We start from the raw sequence: 15,158 nt of genomic DNA, 5'->3' as shown, positions 1-15,158 counted from the left end.
GGATGCCCCGGGTCACACTGGCGGCCCCCTCCCAATGCTCAGGAGCGGACACGCGTGGCACGAGACGTTAGGAACGAGGCACGGATGCGGCAACCCGCCGCGGTGAAGAACGTCCTCTTGCTGAAAGCAGGCGACGCGGCCCAGTCCGTGCGCCTCTCGGTGGGCGACTACGAACGCTGGTTTCTGCAAACCATCGGACTGTCCGACTACCGCTTCGACATCCTCCACGTGCACCGCGAAGCCCCGCTACCCCAGAGTGCGGACGGCTACGACGCGGTGATGATGACGGGCTCTCCGCTCTCGGTGACGCAGCTCGAGCCGTGGATGGAGCGCGCCGCGGCCTTCATGGTCGAGGCGGGCGAGCGCGGCACGCCGGTGCTCGGCGTGTGCTTCGGCCAGCAGCTGCTCGCGCATGCGTACGGCGGCCGCGTGGAACGCAACCCGAGGGGCCGGGAGACGGGCACCGTGGAGGTGACCCTCACGGAGGAGGGCCGCAAGGACGCCCTCTTCGACGGGCTGCCCGAGCGCTTCGCCGTGCAGGCCACCCACGAGGACATCGTCACCCAGCTCCCCGAGGGCACACGCGTGCTGGCGGGCAACGCCAACACCGCCGCACAGGCGCTGGCCTTCCGGCCGAACGTGCGCGGCGTGCAGTTCCACCCGGAGGCCCCGGCGGACGCCATCCGCGCCATCATCCTGGCGAGGCAGGAGAGCCTGGAGCGGGACGCCGTCGCGCAAGGTGCCGCGCCGGGAGAGCGGGTGCCCCAATTGCTCGCGGGCATCGCGCCCACTCCCTCTGGGAGGCGAATCCTGGTGAACTTCCTCGAGCGCTTCACCTGAACCCGCCCGAGGCCCCACTTGCCGCGTCTCGCACCTCCGCTCGTCCTCCTCTTCCTCCTCACCTCCGCCTGCTCGGGCGGAGACCTCTGCGCCCAGGCCCCGCGCTGCGACGACACGGAGGCCATCAACTGTGAGACCGCCTGCGCCGTGGGCCCCTGCTCCACCGGGCCCACCGTGCAGGACTGTGGCGAGGGCGCCACCTGCACCGTCGTCCCCGGCAACCGCAACGACGCACGCTTCTATCGCTCACGCGCGGTGTGCGCGCTGGAGCTGACGGCGTGCACTCCGGCGGACGCGGGCCCGCCCGTGTGTGAGGGCTCGCGACTGGTGCGCGGCTGCAGCGCCTACCTCCGCGACATCCGCGTCCCCTGCTCGCAGGCGGGCCTGTACTTCGCGCAGGTACCGGCGTGCTGCCAGGGCAGCACGGACGCGGGCACTTCGGACGGAGGAACCGCGGACGCCGGGACGAGGGATGGTGGGATTCCCGACGGTGGTGCCCTCGGGGGTGACGCGGGACGTTGAGCATTTCGCGTTGCACCGCGCCCACCCGGCGGGCAGGCCGGCACGGGCAGCACACGCTCCCTATCCTGGTCACATGCGGCGCCGTGGGCGCCCTGGTGTGACATGAATCCTCTCGTCCTGCGTTACCGCCGGTGGAAGCGCCAGCTTCGGGACCTCGCGGGCTATGTGCACCTGGACCCGAACGCCAACCGCATCGTGCGGCGGACGGACTTCACGGACTGCCCCAAGCCGGTGCTGCTCCTGTACGGCTTCTTCAGCACCCGGCGCGTCTTCGAGGTGCTGGAGCAGCGGCTGCGGCGTGACGGCTACTGCGTCTGGTCCATCCACCTGGGTGGGGCGCTGGACCGCTTCAACACCTACGGCATCGACGTGCTGGCCCGGAAGGTGCGCGAGAAGGTGGAGCGCATGTACTCGCGCTTCCCCGGCATGGGGCCGCTCACCATCATCGGCCATTCGAAGGGCGGCCTCATCGGCAGCTACTACGTGAAGCGGCTGGGTGGGGACCAGCGCGTGCGCAGCCTGGTTACGCTGGGCACGCCGCACCGGGGCTCGCGGCTGGCGTACCTGGGCTGCGCGACGCTGGGCTGGTTCAGCCGCAGCATGTGGCAGCTCACGCCGGTGTCGCCCTTCCTCAAGCAACTGCGCATGGGGGCCTTCCCGCGCGACGTGCGCCTGGTGTCCCTCTACTCGCGCGAGGACGGGGTGACGCGCTGGCCCTCGGCCGTGGTGGACGTGGAAGGACAGCCCAACGTCTTCAACGTGGAGGTGCCCGGCGCGGGCCATGGCGAGCTGCTCACCCGGCGGGCGGTGTACGAGGTCATCCGCCGCGAGCTGGCCCTGGGCTATGGCGAGCCCGCACCGGCCCCGGTGCTGCGCTCGCTGTCGCTGCCGGCCTCCGCGTCCTGAGGTAGAGAGGAAGGCATGCCGTCGCGCTGGGACCACCTCTTCGACCTCAAGCCCGTCACCCTGCTGGACCACCTCCTGGAAGAGGTGGCGCGGCTGCTGGCGAAGGACCTCCAGCAGTGGCCCCCGCCGGTGCAGGAGCTGGACCTGGACACGGGCGGAAGCTTCGCGCCCCTCTTCACCGAGCCCCGCCCGCGCCCCGCGCCGGCCGTCTACACGGAGGCCTTGCGGCTGACGCGCTGGGAGCTGGCACACGAAGCGGACGCCTACGACGAGTACATGCGCCACAAGCGCTACCTGGAGCACGGCCTGGGTCCGGACGACCGGCTGCCGCTGCTGTTCCTCAGTCGTTGGCTCACCGAGCAGATGGCGGGCCTGGGTGAGGCCACCGAGGGCCGCGTCAAGCGCAAGCACATGCGGGACTGCCTGGACCGGCTGGAGTCGAAGCTGCGGCTCGCAACGGTGCCCAGCGCCTGAAGGGCTCCTCGCCTGCCCGCCTGCTTCCACGGGGCCGGCGCTGCTGTAGCGCTACAGGGACTCCGGATTGACGCGGGTGTGACGAGGAGCGGCCCGAGCGTGCCTGCTCTTGTCAGGGGGGAGGCACTGCCATAAGCCGGTGCCATGTTGCAGCCCCTGGACCCTCCTCCCGGCCTCCACACCCCGACGACCGAACGACGCAAGCGACTGCTCATCCTGGCGGCGCTGTGGCTGGCCATCGCGGTGGCGCTGGTCTCCTTCCGCTCGGTGGTGATGCCGTTCGCCGGCGCGGCGCTCATCGCGTACCTCGTGCAGCCGCTGGTCGCACGCATCACCCGGGTGAAGGTGGCGGGCCGGACCGTGCCGCGCTGGGTGGCGATTCTGCTCATCTACGCCGGCTTCTTCGTGGGCGTGTACCTCTTCTTCGTCGCGTTGGTGCCGCAGCTCTACCGCGAGCTGGCCCGCGTCAGCCGCGACGCCATGGCCTTCGCCAACACGCTCACCCCGGAGCACGTGCAGGAGCTGGCCCAGCGCGGTGAGACGTGGCTCAGCAACCGGGGCATCCCCGTGGCCCTCTCCACCCGCGCGCTGGAGGGCGCCGACGACGGAGTCCACACGGGGCAGTTCAGCCTCGCGCTGGATTTGGAGCAACTGCTGGGTGACACGGTGAAGCGCGCCTCGTCACTGGTGCGGGAGAACCTGGGCGACATCGTCAACGTGTCGCGCAGCATCGTCGCCGGAGTGGCCGCGGGCGTCTTCATGCTGTTCTTCGTGCTGATGGTGGGGGCGTTCTTCTCCATCGACGCGCAGGCCATCCGCCGCTACGTCGGCACGCTGATTCCCCCCGAATACACCCACGACGCGCGCCAGCTCGTCGAGCGCATCGACCGCTCCCTGTCCGGCGTGGTGCGCGGCCAGGTCACCATCTGCGTCGTCAACGGCACGCTGACCTTCGTGGGGCTGCTGCTGTTCGGCGTGAAGTTCGCGTTCCTGCTCGCCACCATCGCCACGCTCTTCAGCCTCATCCCCATCTTCGGCACCATCCTCAGCTCGGTGCCCATCGTCCTCATCGCGTTGGCGGACGACTTCCGGAAGGCCCTGGCGATTCTGGCGTGGATTGTCGGCATCCACGCGCTGGAGGCGTACTTCCTCAATCCGAAAATCATGGGCCAGGCCGCGCACCTGCACCCCGTCATCGTCGCCTTCTCCCTCATCGCCGGGGAGCGGCTCTTCGGACTGGTGGGCGCCCTCTTCGCCGTGCCCGTCGCCTCCATCCTCGTGGCGTGCTTCGACTATGCGCGCCTCAAGGCCCAACCGGCGCCCGTGGTGGCGACGACGGAGGCCGAGGCGCCGCGGGCGCCCGCGGCGTGACGCAAGCCTCCTCTCATTGAGGCCTCACGCACCGGCGTGACGAGGGCACGGGCCAGGCGCACCTGGCCCACGGCGGGCCCGGGACGTCGAGGGCCTGACACACGCCCACCGGAGGCTCAGGCCCTCACGGGCTCGCGGTACAGGCGGCGGAGCAGCGCGAGCCCCGGCAGACGGGGATGCAGCGGCCGCAGTCGATGGAGCCCGCCGGACAGCCGCCCGTGCACGAGACGCCGCCGCAGCTCGGACCCTCTTCCACGTGGGTGACGGCGGTGCCGAGCCCACAGCAGGCGTCGGCCACGCAGTCGTCATCGCCGTAGCAGGTGGCGCTGGACAGCACCGGCGGAGGGTCCTCCGTCGGCGGGTCCAGGGTGCCCAGGTCGCACCCTGCCAGCGCTCCGAGTGTCATCCCCACGACAAGGGTGGACAGGCGGACCAGCAGGGGGCGGCGCATGGGCGCTCCTTTTCCGGTGGCTTACCGGTTCATCGAGCCGAGGAAGTCGGCGTTCGACGGCGTCGGACGCATGTGCTTGAGCACAAATTCCATCGCGTCAATCGGCGTGAACGGGTGCAGCACCTGACGCAGGGCGGTGATGCGCACGAGGTCGCCCGGCGTCAACAGCAGCTCTTCCTTGCGCGTGCCGGACTTGTTGATGTCCAACGTCGGGAAGATGCGCTTCTCCATCAGCTTCCGGTCCAGGACGATTTCGGAGTTACCGGTGCCCTTGAACTCCTCGAAGATGACCTCGTCCATGCGGCTGCCGGTGTCGATGAGCGCGGTGCCGATGATGGTCAGCGAGCCGCCCTCCTCGATGTTGCGCGCGGCGCCGAAGAAGCGCTTCGGCTTGTGGAGCGCGTTGGCGTCCACGCCGCCGGACAGAATCTTGCCGGACGCGGGCACCACCGTGTTGTAGGCGCGCGCCAGACGCGTAATCGAGTCCAGGAGGATGCAGACGTCGTACTTCTGCTCGACGAGGCGCTTGGCCTTGTCGATGACCATCTCCGCCACCTGCACGTGCCGCGTGGCGGGCTCGTCGAACGTCGACGACACCACCTCGCCGCGCACGCTGCGCTCCATGTCCGTGACTTCCTCGGGGCGCTCGTCCACGAGCAGCACGATGAGGTACACGTCCGGGTGGTTGCGGCTGATGGCGTGCGCGATGTTCTGCAAGAGCACCGTCTTGCCGGCCTTCGGCGGCGCGACGATGAGGCAGCGCTGGCCCAGGCCGATGGGGCAGAACATGTCGATGATGCGCGTGGTCATCTCCGACGACTCGTGCTCCAGCTTGAGCTTGCGCGTCGGATAGAGCGGCGTGAGGTTGTCGAACAGGATGCGCTCGCGCGCCGCGTCCGACATCGGGTCCGCGAAGTTGACCTTGTCCACCTTCTGGAGCGCGAAGAAGCGCTCGCCCTCGCGGGGCTGGCGGATGGGGCCCGTCACCGTGTCGCCGGGCCGCAGGTTGAAGCGGCGCACCTGCGACGGGGACACGTAGATGTCGTCCGGGCTGGGCTGGTAGTCGCTGTCCGAGCTGCGCAGGAAGCCGAAGCCGTCGCTCAGGAGCTCCAGCACGCCCTCCGCGTGGACCTCGAAGCGCTTGTCGGCGATGCCGCCCAGCAGCGCGAAGATGAGGTCCTGCTTCTTCAGGCCCTGGTAGCCCTCGATGCCCGTGTCGTGGGCCATCTTCGCCAGGTCCGTGATCTTCATCCGCTTCAGGTCGTTCAGCTTGATGACCTGCATCGGCGCGCCGTCACGCGTGACTTCCGTGAAGGCGGGGGCCTCGGGGGACTCTGGAGGAGGCGCCAGCGTGGCGGCCGGCTGCTCCTCGTCGCCACCGGAGATGCGCGCCTCCTGGATGTCGTCGTCGCGCACCGGGCGGGAAATGGGGGTGAGTACCGGGCGGGGCGGCTCGGGGGCCGCCTCGGGCTCGGCCGCGACCTCGTCGTCGCGGCGGGTGCGCCGGGCACGGGCGGGCTTCTCCGTGTCGTCGCGGTCGGCCGTCTTCGCCGCGCGCTTGCGGCGAGGCTTCTCCACGTCGGCCTCCACGGCGACCTCGGTGGCGGCAACCTTCTCTCTCGAAGTACGGGCTTTACGCATGTCTGTAACGCTTGGGGAGGAGCGGGGCGACCGAGGCGTCGGACGGGGGGGATTGCTGCGGAAATGTCCGCGGCCCTCGGAAGCACCTTCCAGGAGGACGGCCCCGCCGGAATCCCTGAACGGGACTGCGCGGGCGTGAGCCTGTTGGTTGGGGAGAAGACGGCGCCGTCGAAACTCCTGCGCCATGAACCGCCGAGGGACGTTATTGACCCCCTCCGGACCTGTCAAGGCATCCTTGCTGTCCGGGGTCCCTCTCTTCCTGATGACCAACAGGAGAGCGGGGCCGGCACATTTCCGCGACGGGCCCCGGCCTGCATGTCATGCCCCGTCCCGGAAGCAAGGACCCCGCGGGTTGCCGCACGGCGCCCCCCGTGTGGGAAGGCAACACGCCGGCCCGTCCTCCCCTTCCCCACCCGCCCCGACCGGACGTCCCGGCCTTCCAGTCCGGCCCATCCCCACGGGTTCGCGCCGGGACGTCCTCCCTCCCGTGCGCCGCACCGGGTCAGGCCCCGTCACCGGCGTCCTACTCCACGGGTTGTCGCTCCGGGCAAGCTCCAGCGCATCGCGCGGAAGCATGTGACGGCATGTCGGTGAGGCGCTCTAGATTGCGCGGACACCGGAGGCCCGCGCGTGGCGCCCCCTCCGGTGGTGGGATTTGAGGTAAGGACCGCACATCGTGGACGACTTCCAGAAAGCCGAAGCCCGAGCCCGCGAGCTCCGCCATGAGCTGGCGCACCACAACTACCGCTACTACGTGCTCGACTCGCCGGAGATCAGCGACGCGCAATACGACAAGCTGATGCGCGAGCTGCAGGGGCTGGAGGAGAAGCACCCCACCCTGCAGACGCCGGACTCGCCCACCCAGCGCGTGGGCGGCGCGGCGGTCGACGAGTTCGGGGAGGTGGTCCACCGCGTCCCCATGCTCTCGCTGGCCAACATCTTCGACGACGAGGGCCTGCAGGAGTTCGACGAGCGCATCCGCAAGCTGGTGGGACTGCCCTCCGTCACCTACGTGTGCGAGCCGAAGCTCGACGGCCTGGCCATCTCCCTGCGCTACGAGAAGGGCGTCTTCATCCAGGGCGCCACGCGCGGCGACGGCAACACCGGCGAGGACGTCACCGCCAACCTGCGCACCGTGCGCAGCCTGCCCATGGAGCTGCTCCCGCAGGGCGGCGTGAAGGTGCCCGGGCTGCTCGAGGTGCGCGGCGAGGTCTTCATCCGCAAGGCGGACTTCAAGAAGCTCAACGACAAGCGCGAGGAGGAGGGCGAGCCGCTCTTCGCCAACCCGCGCAACGCCGCCGCCGGCAGCCTCCGTCAGCTGGACCCGAAGGAGACGGCCGCGCGCCCGCTGTCCATCTACCTCTACGAGTGCGTCCCCGGCGACGGCGTGCCCGACTTCAAGTCGCACATCGAGAAGCTGGAGTACCTCAAGACGCTCGGCCTGCCCATCAACCGCTACGTCCGCGCGGAGGGCATCGACGGCGTGCGCAAGGCGCATGACGCCTCCCTCGAGGGCCGCCACGGGCTGCCCTTCGAAGTGGACGGCATGGTGGTGAAGGTGGACGAGGAGGACCTGCGCCGCCGGCTGGGCCAGGTCTCCAAGAGCCCCCGCTGGGCGGTGGCGTACAAGTTCCCTCCGGAGGAGGAATCCACCCTGGTGGAGGACATCGGCATCCAGGTGGGCCGCACGGGCGCGCTGACGCCGGTGGCGCACCTGAAGCCGGTGAAGGTGGGCGGAGTCACCGTGGCGCGCGCCACGCTGCACAACGAGGACGAGCTGCGCCGCAAGGACGTGCGCCGGGGCGACACCGTCTTCGTGCGCCGTGCCGGTGACGTGATTCCGGAAATCGTCTCCGTGGTGCCGTCCAGGCGTCCCGAGGACTCCAGGCCCTTCGAGTTCCCGAAGCACTGCCCGGTGTGCGGCGCGGTGGCGGTGAAGGACGAGGACGGGGCCGTCATCCGCTGCACCGGCGCCTCGTGCCCCGCGCAGCTGGTGGAGAAGATCCGCCACTTCGCCAGCCGCATCGCGATGGACATCGAGGGCCTGGGCGACAAGCTGGCCGCGCAGCTGGTGGCCACCGGCACGGTCAAGACGTTCGCGGACCTGTACGCGCTCACGAAGGAGAAGCTCCTGACGCTGGAGCGCATGGGCGACAAGAGCGCGGACAACCTGTTGGCGTCGGTGGAGCACTCCAAGCAGACCACGCAGCGCCGCTTCCTCTATTCGCTGGGCATCCGCCATGTGGGGGACGCCACGGCCAAGGCCCTGGCCGAGGCCTTCCCGGACGTGCGCCAGCTCTTCACCGCCAGCCTGGACGAAATCACCCGCGTGAAGGACGTGGGCCCCGTCATGGCCCAGGTCATCCACTCCTTCTTCCAGGAGCCGCAGAACCGCGACGCGGTGGAGGCGCTGCTGCGCGCCGGCGTCTCCCCGGCCCCCCCGCAGGTGGCCACCGGAGGCCCCTTCGTGGGCAAGACGGTGGTGCTCACCGGGGCCATGACGGGTATGACGCGAGAGCAGGCGAAGGAAGAGGTCGAACGGCGTGGTGGCAAGGTGGCGGGAAGTGTCTCGCGCAAGACCGATTTTCTCGTTGCCGGCGACGATGCCGGTAGCAAGCTGAAGAAGGCCCAGGAACTCGGGGTAAGAATCCTGGACGAGCAGGCGTTCCTGCAGCTGTTGCAGGCCAACGCCAGAGGGTGAGGCTTGGGTTCATGAGTGGCGCGCGGCGAGTCACGCTGCGAATCGAGGGCAAGGTGCAGGGCGTCTTCTTCCGGGAGAGCGCCCGCGGCGAAGCCTCGCGCCTGGGCCTCACCGGCTGGGTGCGCAACTGCTCCGACGGCGCCGTGGAGGCCGTGGCGGAGGGTGCGCCCGCCGTGCTGGAAGAGTTCATCCGGTGGTGTCACCGCGGTCCGCAGCAGGCGCGCGTCACGGACGTGGCGCGCACGGACGGCGAGGCCACCGGCGAGTTCAGTCATTTCAACGTGGAGCGCACGTCATGACGCCCTACGCGCTGGCATCCCTGCCGGCCATGCTGGGCATCCGGGCCGGGTCCAAGGTCTCCGTCATCAACCCGCCGCGGGGCTTCGTGCAGAAGCTCAACCCGCTGCCGGATGGGGTGGAGTTCCTCATCACCGCGCAGACAGGCCTGGATGTCATCCTCTTCTTCACCTCGGACGCCCAGGAATTGGTGCAGCGGTTGCCCGCCCTGGCACGTGCCATGGCGCTCACCGGCGGCATCTGGGTGTGCTGGCCCGGCGGCGAGGGCGTCAAGACGAGCCTCTCCGAGGACTTCGTCCGCCACGCGGCCCTGGATATCGGTCTGGTGGACAACAAAATCTGCCTCATCGACGCCACGTGGACGGGGCTGAGGCTGGTGCGCCGGCCGCGCGGGCGGCTGGACAAGCCCGAGGGCCGCAAGCAGGCCCCGGCCCAGGCCTGAAGCCCGGCCGGGCAGGCACCCATCATCTGCCAGACAGTGGATGGAAGCCGTTTCTCGGCTTTACACCACGGGCAGGGGGTGGAAAACTCTCCGTGTTTCTGGACGTTTGTATGACGCCCCGCGTTGTCGGGGGTCATGTCCGGTAGGGATTTTGACGGGTTGCGTCTCCGGTCTCCTCCGGGCGCGCCGGCTGCACCGAGGCTCCAGTCGCCCCCCCAAGGTGGCCCCAGACGGGCACCGACCGGGTGCGGATAGAAGAGCGGGTGGCCCGCACGTGGTGGAGGGACTCGAGCGCGTGTGAAGACAAGGCCCCGCCCGGTACGGTGCCGGTCGCAATGCGGGGCGACATGAACTCGGAGGAGCAGGCGGTGGTCCCCTCGGTCCTCGACAGTGCGACACGAACCCTACCCGGACAGTCCGGGCGGGGCCGGTTCGCCGGAGGTCCACCGGAGGCCGCCTCTCCCTTCGCAGCGTGCTCGGAGGCGCGGCGTCTTGCCGCCTCCCGTCCGGTGAGGTCCGCCCTACCGCGCGCGCGTGCAGGATTCATCCATGAGCAGCATCCTGGTCATCAACGCCGCGGGTCGCGAGACTCGTGTCGCGCTCGTCGAGGGCGGCCACATCGCGGAGTTCTACCTCGAGCGTAAGAAGGACAAGGGAGTCGTCGGAAACATCTACAAGGGCCGGGTCGTCCGGGTGCTCCCGGGCATGCAGGCCGCCTTTGTCGACATCGGCCTGGAGAAGGCCGCCTTCCTCTACGTCAGCGACGTCGTCTACGACCCGGACTTCGCGCGCGCCCAGTTCGAGCTGACCGAGGGCGAGCACGAGGACGCGCCGGAAGTCCCCACCGAGTCCGAGGCCGACGCGGCCGAGGCCGCCCACGTCCATGGCCCCGTGGTGGAGGCGGAGGTGGAGGAGCTGACCGGCGAGGCGGCCCTGCACCTCGCCTCGTCCCTGCCACGCGACACCGTCATGGAGCTGGCCGCCAACGCGCCGGCCGTGATTCTTTCGGACAGCACGCCCGCTCCGGCCGAGGCCGCCGCGCCCGCCGCCGAAGAGGCCCCCGCGGTCAGCGCGGCGCCCGAGGTTCCGGCCTCCGCCGAGGCTCCCGCCGCGGTGACGGAGGTGACGGAAGCGACGCCGGTGGCCGAGGCCGCCGCGCCGGGTGCTCCCGAGGGCGCCGCCGCGGCCCCGGAGGCTGGCGCCGCGGAGAGCTCCGACGCAAGCGCCACCGCCGCGGCACTGGCGGCGGCGATGCTGCAGGCGGAGCCTCCTCCGGCGGCGGCCGCCGCGCTGGGCGAAATCGTTCCCCCGCCCGCCGGCGCCGAGTCCGCGCCAGCCGCGCGCCCCGCCGAAGTCTCCGGCGAGCGCCGCACGCCGCGCGAGGCACGGGAGGCTCGCGAGCCCCGCGCCCGCGAGGGCCGTGAGAAGGACCGCGAGAAGGACAAGGGCCGGCGCCCGGAGGAGAAGCGCCGCGGCGACAAGCGCGACGACGAGAAGGAGAAGCCGAAGCAGCGCCGGACGGACAAGATTGAGGACCTGCTGAAGGTGGGCCAGGAAGTCGTGGTCCAGATTTCGAAGGACCCCATCGGCACGAAGGGCGCGCGGCTCACCTCGCACATCTCCATCCCCGGCCGTCACCTGGTGTTCATGCCCACGGTGGACCACGTGGGCATCAGCCGCCGCATCTCCAACGAGAAGGAGCGCCGGCGGCTGCGCGACATCGTGGACAAGATGCGGCCGCCCGGGACGGGCTTCATCGTCCGCACGGTGGCGGAGAACGTTCCCCAGGAGAAGCTGGAGAGCGACATCCGGTTCCTCATCGAGGTGTGGAACCAGGTGGTGCGCCGCAACGAGAAGCGCGGCGGCCCCGGCCTGCTGCACCCGGACCTGGACCTCATCCTGCGCGCCACGAGAGACCTCTTCGCGCACGACGTGGAGAAGCTCGTCGTCGATGACCGCGAGGAGTACGAGCGCATCCTCGGCTTCGTCACCGCGCAGGACCCCGCGCTGCGCGACAGGGTGGCGCTACACGAGGGCGACGACACCGTCTTCGACGCGTACGGCATCGAGCAGGAATTGCAGCGCGCCACCCAGCGCAAGGTGTGGCTGAAGAGCGGCGGCTACCTCATCATCGACCAGGCCGAGGCGCTCACCGCCATCGACGTCAACTCGGGCCGGTACGTCGGCAAGAAGAGCCTCGAAGAGACGATTACGAAGATCAACGTCGAGGCGGCCAAGGAGATTGTCTACCAGCTCCGGCTGCGCAACATCGGCGGCATCATCATCTGCGACTTCATCGACATGGAGAAGGCGCAGAACCGGGACAAGGTCTTCAAGTCGCTGCAGGAGGCGCTGGGCCGCGACAAGGCGAAGACGAACGTGCTGCGCATCTCCGAGCTGGGCCTCGTGGAGATGACGCGCAAGCGCGTGCGCGAGTCCATCGGCCGGATGCTGCACGAGGACTGCCCGTACTGCGACGGCAACGGCTTCGTGAAGACGGCCACCACCGTGGCGTACGAAATCTTCCGGGAGATCCGCCGCGAGGCGCCGGGCTACAAGGACTCCACGCTGGTCATCAACTGCAACGCGGAAGTGGCGCGCCTGCTCCAGGGCGAGGAGCGCAACGAGCTGCGCCACCTGATGGACCGGTACAACAAGTCCATCCAGGTCAAGGCGCAGCAGAACTACCACCGCGAGCAGTACGACATCTACGGCCGCTCGGCCACGGGCCCCGAGCACAAGGTGGCCTCGTCGCCGGGCTCCGGTGACGGTGAGCTGGCCATGCAGCAGCGCAAGCCGGACAGCAACGGCGGCGGCGGCTACGGACGCCAGGACCAGGGCCGCCGGGGCGGTGGCGGCAGGGACCGCGACCGGGGGGGTGAGCGTGGTGGCGACCGGGGCGGTGGCGAGCGCGGAGACCGCGGTGGCGACCGGCGCGAGGGCCGTCGGCCCGACCGCGGCGGCGACCGGCCCCGGGGCGACCGGGGCGGTGAGCAGCGCGGTGGCGAGCGTGGCGGTGAGCAGCGCGGTGGCGAGCGTGGCGGTGAGCAGCGCGGCGACCGGGGCGGCGAGCAGCGCGGCGAACGCGGTGAGCGCCGGGGCGGCGAGCAGCGCGGTGACCGGGGCGAACGCGGTGAGCGTGGTGAGCGCGGCGGTGGCCAGGGCTCGCCTGGTGGCAGCGGAGGCTCTGGCGGAAATGAAGGCGGTGGCGGCTCGACTCCGCCCTCGTCGTCGGGCGGCGGCTCCGAGCCGTCGGGCGGCGGCACGACCTGAGCCTCAGGCGGTTGAAGCCGGCTCCCAGCCCCGCGGCCGCGTGACGGACGCAGGGCAAGGGAGCAGGCGTCCTGCTCCGTTCCGTGCCGTGGGTGCTTCCGGCACGGTTTCCCATGCACTCCGCCGCACCTCACGGCTGTGTCGGATGGGATGCGCTGGCCGCCCACGCCCCCTGGGGTGGGCTGGCCCCGGGGGCCTCGAATTGGCTAGCCTTGGGTCCCCTTGCCGCGGGGCGTTGTCCGCTCCGGGCCCGGCCAGCTCCCACGGATGATTTCTCCCCTTCCCCTACGCGGGCCGACCCTTACGAGGTGCCGTATCGCCTGTCGCGAGCGGGCTCCTGCCCACCCGCCTCGCGGCGCCTGGGGGGGACCGTGACGGCCAATCCGCTTCCGTGGCTGCGGGCGACGCGAGACAGGACGGTGGCCTGGGCCCTCCGGGTCTGGGCTCCAGCACAACGCACCCAGGTGGGGCGCTTCGCGACGGACACCTTCATGGCCGCGCGGACCGTGGCCCAGGGCTTCCGTGGGGAGAACCTGCGGCTGCGGGCCGCCGCGCTCACGTACATCAGCATGTTCTCGCTGGTGCCGCTGCTGACGGTGGCCCTGGTGCTGCTCACCGCCTTCCACCAGGACGGGTTCAAGGCCGAGCTGCGCCGCGTCGTAGGCGAGCTGTTGGATCCGGGCGTGGTGGGCAAGACGTCCGAGTTCCTCGACCGGTTCCTGCAGCCCAGCAACCGCATCGCCATCGGCAGCGTGGGCTTCCTCGCGGTGATGATGTCCGCGGGCTCGCTGCTCCGGCAGCTCGATGGCGCGGTGAACGAGCTGTGGGGCATCCGCCGCCAGCGCCCCTGGGGCGTGCGCCTGCTCATCTACGGGGGACTGCTGCTACTGGGCCCCTTCTTCCTCGCGGTCTCCTTCTCCGGGACGGGCAAGGTCCGCGAGTTCCTGCAGACCCACGCCCCTCACGCCCACGCCTTCATCTTCCTCGGCACCAGCCTCGTCGCCATCGCCAGCCTCACCCTGCTCTACTTCTGGACGCCCTACTCCCACGTGCGCGTGCGCTCGGCGCTCGCGGGAGGGCTGGTGGCGGGCCTGGGGTGGATGGTGGCCAAGCAGGTCTACGCCGAGTTCGCGCTCCGCAGCTTCCGCCACAACCCCATCTACGCCTCCCTCAGCGCCCTGCCCCTGTTCCTCGCGTGGGTGTACGTGAGCTGGTTGCTGCTCCTCTTCGGGGCCCGGCTGTCCTACGCCGTGGAGCACGCCGCCTTCCGGGACTCGCTCTTCGCCTTTGGCACCCACCCGCGCGCACACGAGCTGGTGGCCTCCCGCATCGCCCAGGAGACCACGCTGGCCTGGGTGGATGGGACGCAAGCCCCCACGCCCCGCGAGCTGGCAACCCGCCTGCGGGTCCCCGAGTCGCTCGTCCACGAAGTCGTGGACCGCATGGTGGAAGCGGAGCTGCTCGAGCGCCTGCGCCGGGGCGGCCTCCGTCCCGCAAGGGACCCGGCCACCCTCACGCTGGCGGACACCACGCTGGCGGTGCACGGGGTGATGATCAGCGGCGACTCGGAGACCTGGAGCGGCCCCCGTGCGCCGGGCTTCGAGCAGATGGAGCCCCTCTTCCAGGCGGCCGACTGCGCCGGCATCGACCTGCTGCGCCGCACCCGCTGGCTGGACCTCGTGGTGCATCTGCGCCCCGGACTGGCCGAGCCCGTGGCCCCCGCGTCCCCCAGGGTTGCGGCTAGCGGAAATCCGTAGAGGTTCTGGGTGGTTGGCTGTCCACCTCGCTTGCATGGGGGATGCGTTCTGCTATGTTTTCAGGATTCGACCGAGGGCCAGAGTGCCCTGTTTCCAAGGGGTCACCGGGTTTGCGGGAGCGTCCGATGCTCAAGTCCGATCTGATCAACATCCTCGTCGCCAAGCGGGGCGTGACGCAGAAGCAGGCTGAGGCCACCATCGAGACGATCTTCGAGTCGATGAAGGATGCCCTCTGCCGCGGGGAGAACATCGAGATTCGCGGCCTGGGTGCCTTCCACGTGAAGAACTACCAGGGCTACCAGGGCCGCAATCCGAAGACGGGACAGGTCATCCCGGTGAAGCCCAAGCGCGGCCTGCTCTTCCGCACGGGCAAGGAGCTGCGCGACCGGGTCAACCGTCCGCCGCCCCAGCAGGCCCAGACGGACCTTCCCCCCGTCTCCGAGAGCAAGGGCCCCAGCACCGGCACGGGGCTCTGAGCCCTTC

13 protein-coding genes are annotated in these 15,158 nt (G+C 70.2%); 11 read left to right on the top strand and 2 right to left on the bottom strand.

Annotated features, from left to right (window positions below):
- Positions 1-84 precede the first annotated feature (84 nt).
- The 5 genes from OV427_RS34285 (at position 85) to OV427_RS34265 (ending at position 4,113) form a co-directional block, all read left to right on the top strand.
- The gene (locus tag OV427_RS34285) at positions 85-840 is read left to right on the top strand and encodes a glutamine amidotransferase (protein WP_267860424.1); all 756 of its coding nucleotides are present in this window, start codon (positions 85-87) and stop codon (positions 838-840) included.
- A gap of 18 nt (positions 841-858) precedes the next feature.
- On the top strand, positions 859-1,362 hold the full coding sequence (locus OV427_RS34280; RefSeq protein ID WP_267860423.1) for a hypothetical protein: 504 nt from the start codon (positions 859-861) through the stop codon (positions 1,360-1,362).
- 102 nt (positions 1,363-1,464) lie between these two features.
- The gene (locus OV427_RS34275; protein ID WP_267860422.1) at positions 1,465-2,268 is read left to right on the top strand and encodes an esterase/lipase family protein; all 804 of its coding nucleotides are present in this window, start codon (positions 1,465-1,467) and stop codon (positions 2,266-2,268) included.
- Between the two features lie 15 nt (positions 2,269-2,283).
- Positions 2,284-2,742, top strand: coding sequence for a hypothetical protein (locus OV427_RS34270; protein WP_267860421.1), 459 nt, complete (start codon positions 2,284-2,286; stop codon positions 2,740-2,742).
- A gap of 144 nt (positions 2,743-2,886) precedes the next feature.
- Positions 2,887-4,113: an AI-2E family transporter gene (locus OV427_RS34265; RefSeq protein WP_267860420.1), complete on the top strand. Its 1,227-nt coding sequence runs from the start codon at positions 2,887-2,889 to the stop codon at positions 4,111-4,113.
- Between the two features lie 124 nt (positions 4,114-4,237).
- On the opposite strand, the gene OV427_RS34260 is transcribed toward OV427_RS34265, so the two are convergent.
- Together OV427_RS34260 and rho are read right to left on the bottom strand one after the other, a co-directional pair.
- Positions 4,238-4,564, bottom strand: a complete 327-nt coding sequence (locus tag OV427_RS34260; RefSeq protein WP_267860419.1) for a hypothetical protein — start codon at positions 4,562-4,564, stop codon at positions 4,238-4,240.
- A 21-nt stretch (positions 4,565-4,585) separates the two neighbouring features.
- Positions 4,586-6,205 (bottom strand): transcription termination factor Rho, encoded by a 1,620-nt coding sequence (gene rho / locus OV427_RS34255; protein ID WP_267860418.1) that lies wholly within the window; start codon positions 6,203-6,205, stop codon positions 4,586-4,588.
- Positions 6,206-6,881: 676 nt separating this feature from the next.
- Here rho and ligA point away from each other — a divergent pair.
- From ligA to OV427_RS34225, 6 genes are all read left to right on the top strand, one after another.
- Entirely contained in the window at positions 6,882-8,906 is a 2,025-nt protein-coding gene (gene ligA, locus OV427_RS34250; RefSeq protein WP_267860417.1) for an NAD-dependent DNA ligase LigA, read from the top strand.
- 11 nt (positions 8,907-8,917) lie between these two features.
- Positions 8,918-9,205, top strand: a complete 288-nt coding sequence (locus OV427_RS34245) for an acylphosphatase (RefSeq protein WP_267860416.1) — start codon at positions 8,918-8,920, stop codon at positions 9,203-9,205.
- Complete coding sequence (locus OV427_RS34240) at positions 9,202-9,645, top strand: DUF3052 family protein (RefSeq protein WP_206725572.1); 444 nt, start codon at positions 9,202-9,204, stop codon at positions 9,643-9,645. Before OV427_RS34245 ends, OV427_RS34240 begins: the two co-directional genes overlap by 4 nt.
- 549 nt (positions 9,646-10,194) lie before the next feature.
- Complete coding sequence (locus OV427_RS34235; RefSeq protein WP_267860415.1) at positions 10,195-12,918, top strand: Rne/Rng family ribonuclease; 2,724 nt, start codon at positions 10,195-10,197, stop codon at positions 12,916-12,918.
- A gap of 371 nt (positions 12,919-13,289) precedes the next feature.
- Positions 13,290-14,675, top strand: coding sequence for a YhjD/YihY/BrkB family envelope integrity protein (locus OV427_RS34230; protein WP_267860414.1), 1,386 nt, complete (start codon positions 13,290-13,292; stop codon positions 14,673-14,675).
- 125 nt (positions 14,676-14,800) lie between these two features.
- Positions 14,801-15,151, top strand: coding sequence for an HU family DNA-binding protein (locus OV427_RS34225; protein ID WP_267860413.1), 351 nt, complete (start codon positions 14,801-14,803; stop codon positions 15,149-15,151).
- Positions 15,152-15,158 lie beyond the last annotated feature (7 nt).

Source organism: Pyxidicoccus sp. MSG2 (assembly GCF_026626705.1).
Lineage (GTDB): Bacteria > Myxococcota > Myxococcia > Myxococcales > Myxococcaceae > Myxococcus.
The sequence above is the reverse complement of the archived record's forward strand: the minus strand, read 5'-3'. Positions and strand labels throughout refer to the sequence as shown.

Excerpts from the sequence above, each read along its gene's own strand:
- rho (WP_267860418.1), bottom strand. The coding sequence starts at position 6,205 with ATGCGTAAAGCCCGTACTTCGAGAGAGAAGGTTGCCGCCACCGAGGTC.
- OV427_RS34265 (WP_267860420.1), top strand. The coding sequence starts at position 2,887 with ATGTTGCAGCCCCTGGACCCTCCTCCCGGCCTCCACACCCCGACGACC.
- OV427_RS34270 (WP_267860421.1), top strand. The coding sequence starts at position 2,284 with ATGCCGTCGCGCTGGGACCACCTCTTCGACCTCAAGCCCGTCACCCTG.
- OV427_RS34245 (WP_267860416.1), top strand. The coding sequence starts at position 8,918 with ATGAGTGGCGCGCGGCGAGTCACGCTGCGAATCGAGGGCAAGGTGCAG.
- OV427_RS34235 (WP_267860415.1), top strand. The coding sequence starts at position 10,195 with ATGAGCAGCATCCTGGTCATCAACGCCGCGGGTCGCGAGACTCGTGTC.
- OV427_RS34225 (WP_267860413.1), top strand. The coding sequence starts at position 14,801 with ATGCTCAAGTCCGATCTGATCAACATCCTCGTCGCCAAGCGGGGCGTG.
- OV427_RS34275 (WP_267860422.1), top strand. The coding sequence starts at position 1,465 with ATGAATCCTCTCGTCCTGCGTTACCGCCGGTGGAAGCGCCAGCTTCGG.
- OV427_RS34240 (WP_206725572.1), top strand. The coding sequence starts at position 9,202 with ATGACGCCCTACGCGCTGGCATCCCTGCCGGCCATGCTGGGCATCCGG.
- OV427_RS34260 (WP_267860419.1), bottom strand. The coding sequence starts at position 4,564 with ATGCGCCGCCCCCTGCTGGTCCGCCTGTCCACCCTTGTCGTGGGGATG.
- OV427_RS34285 (WP_267860424.1), top strand. The coding sequence starts at position 85 with ATGCGGCAACCCGCCGCGGTGAAGAACGTCCTCTTGCTGAAAGCAGGC.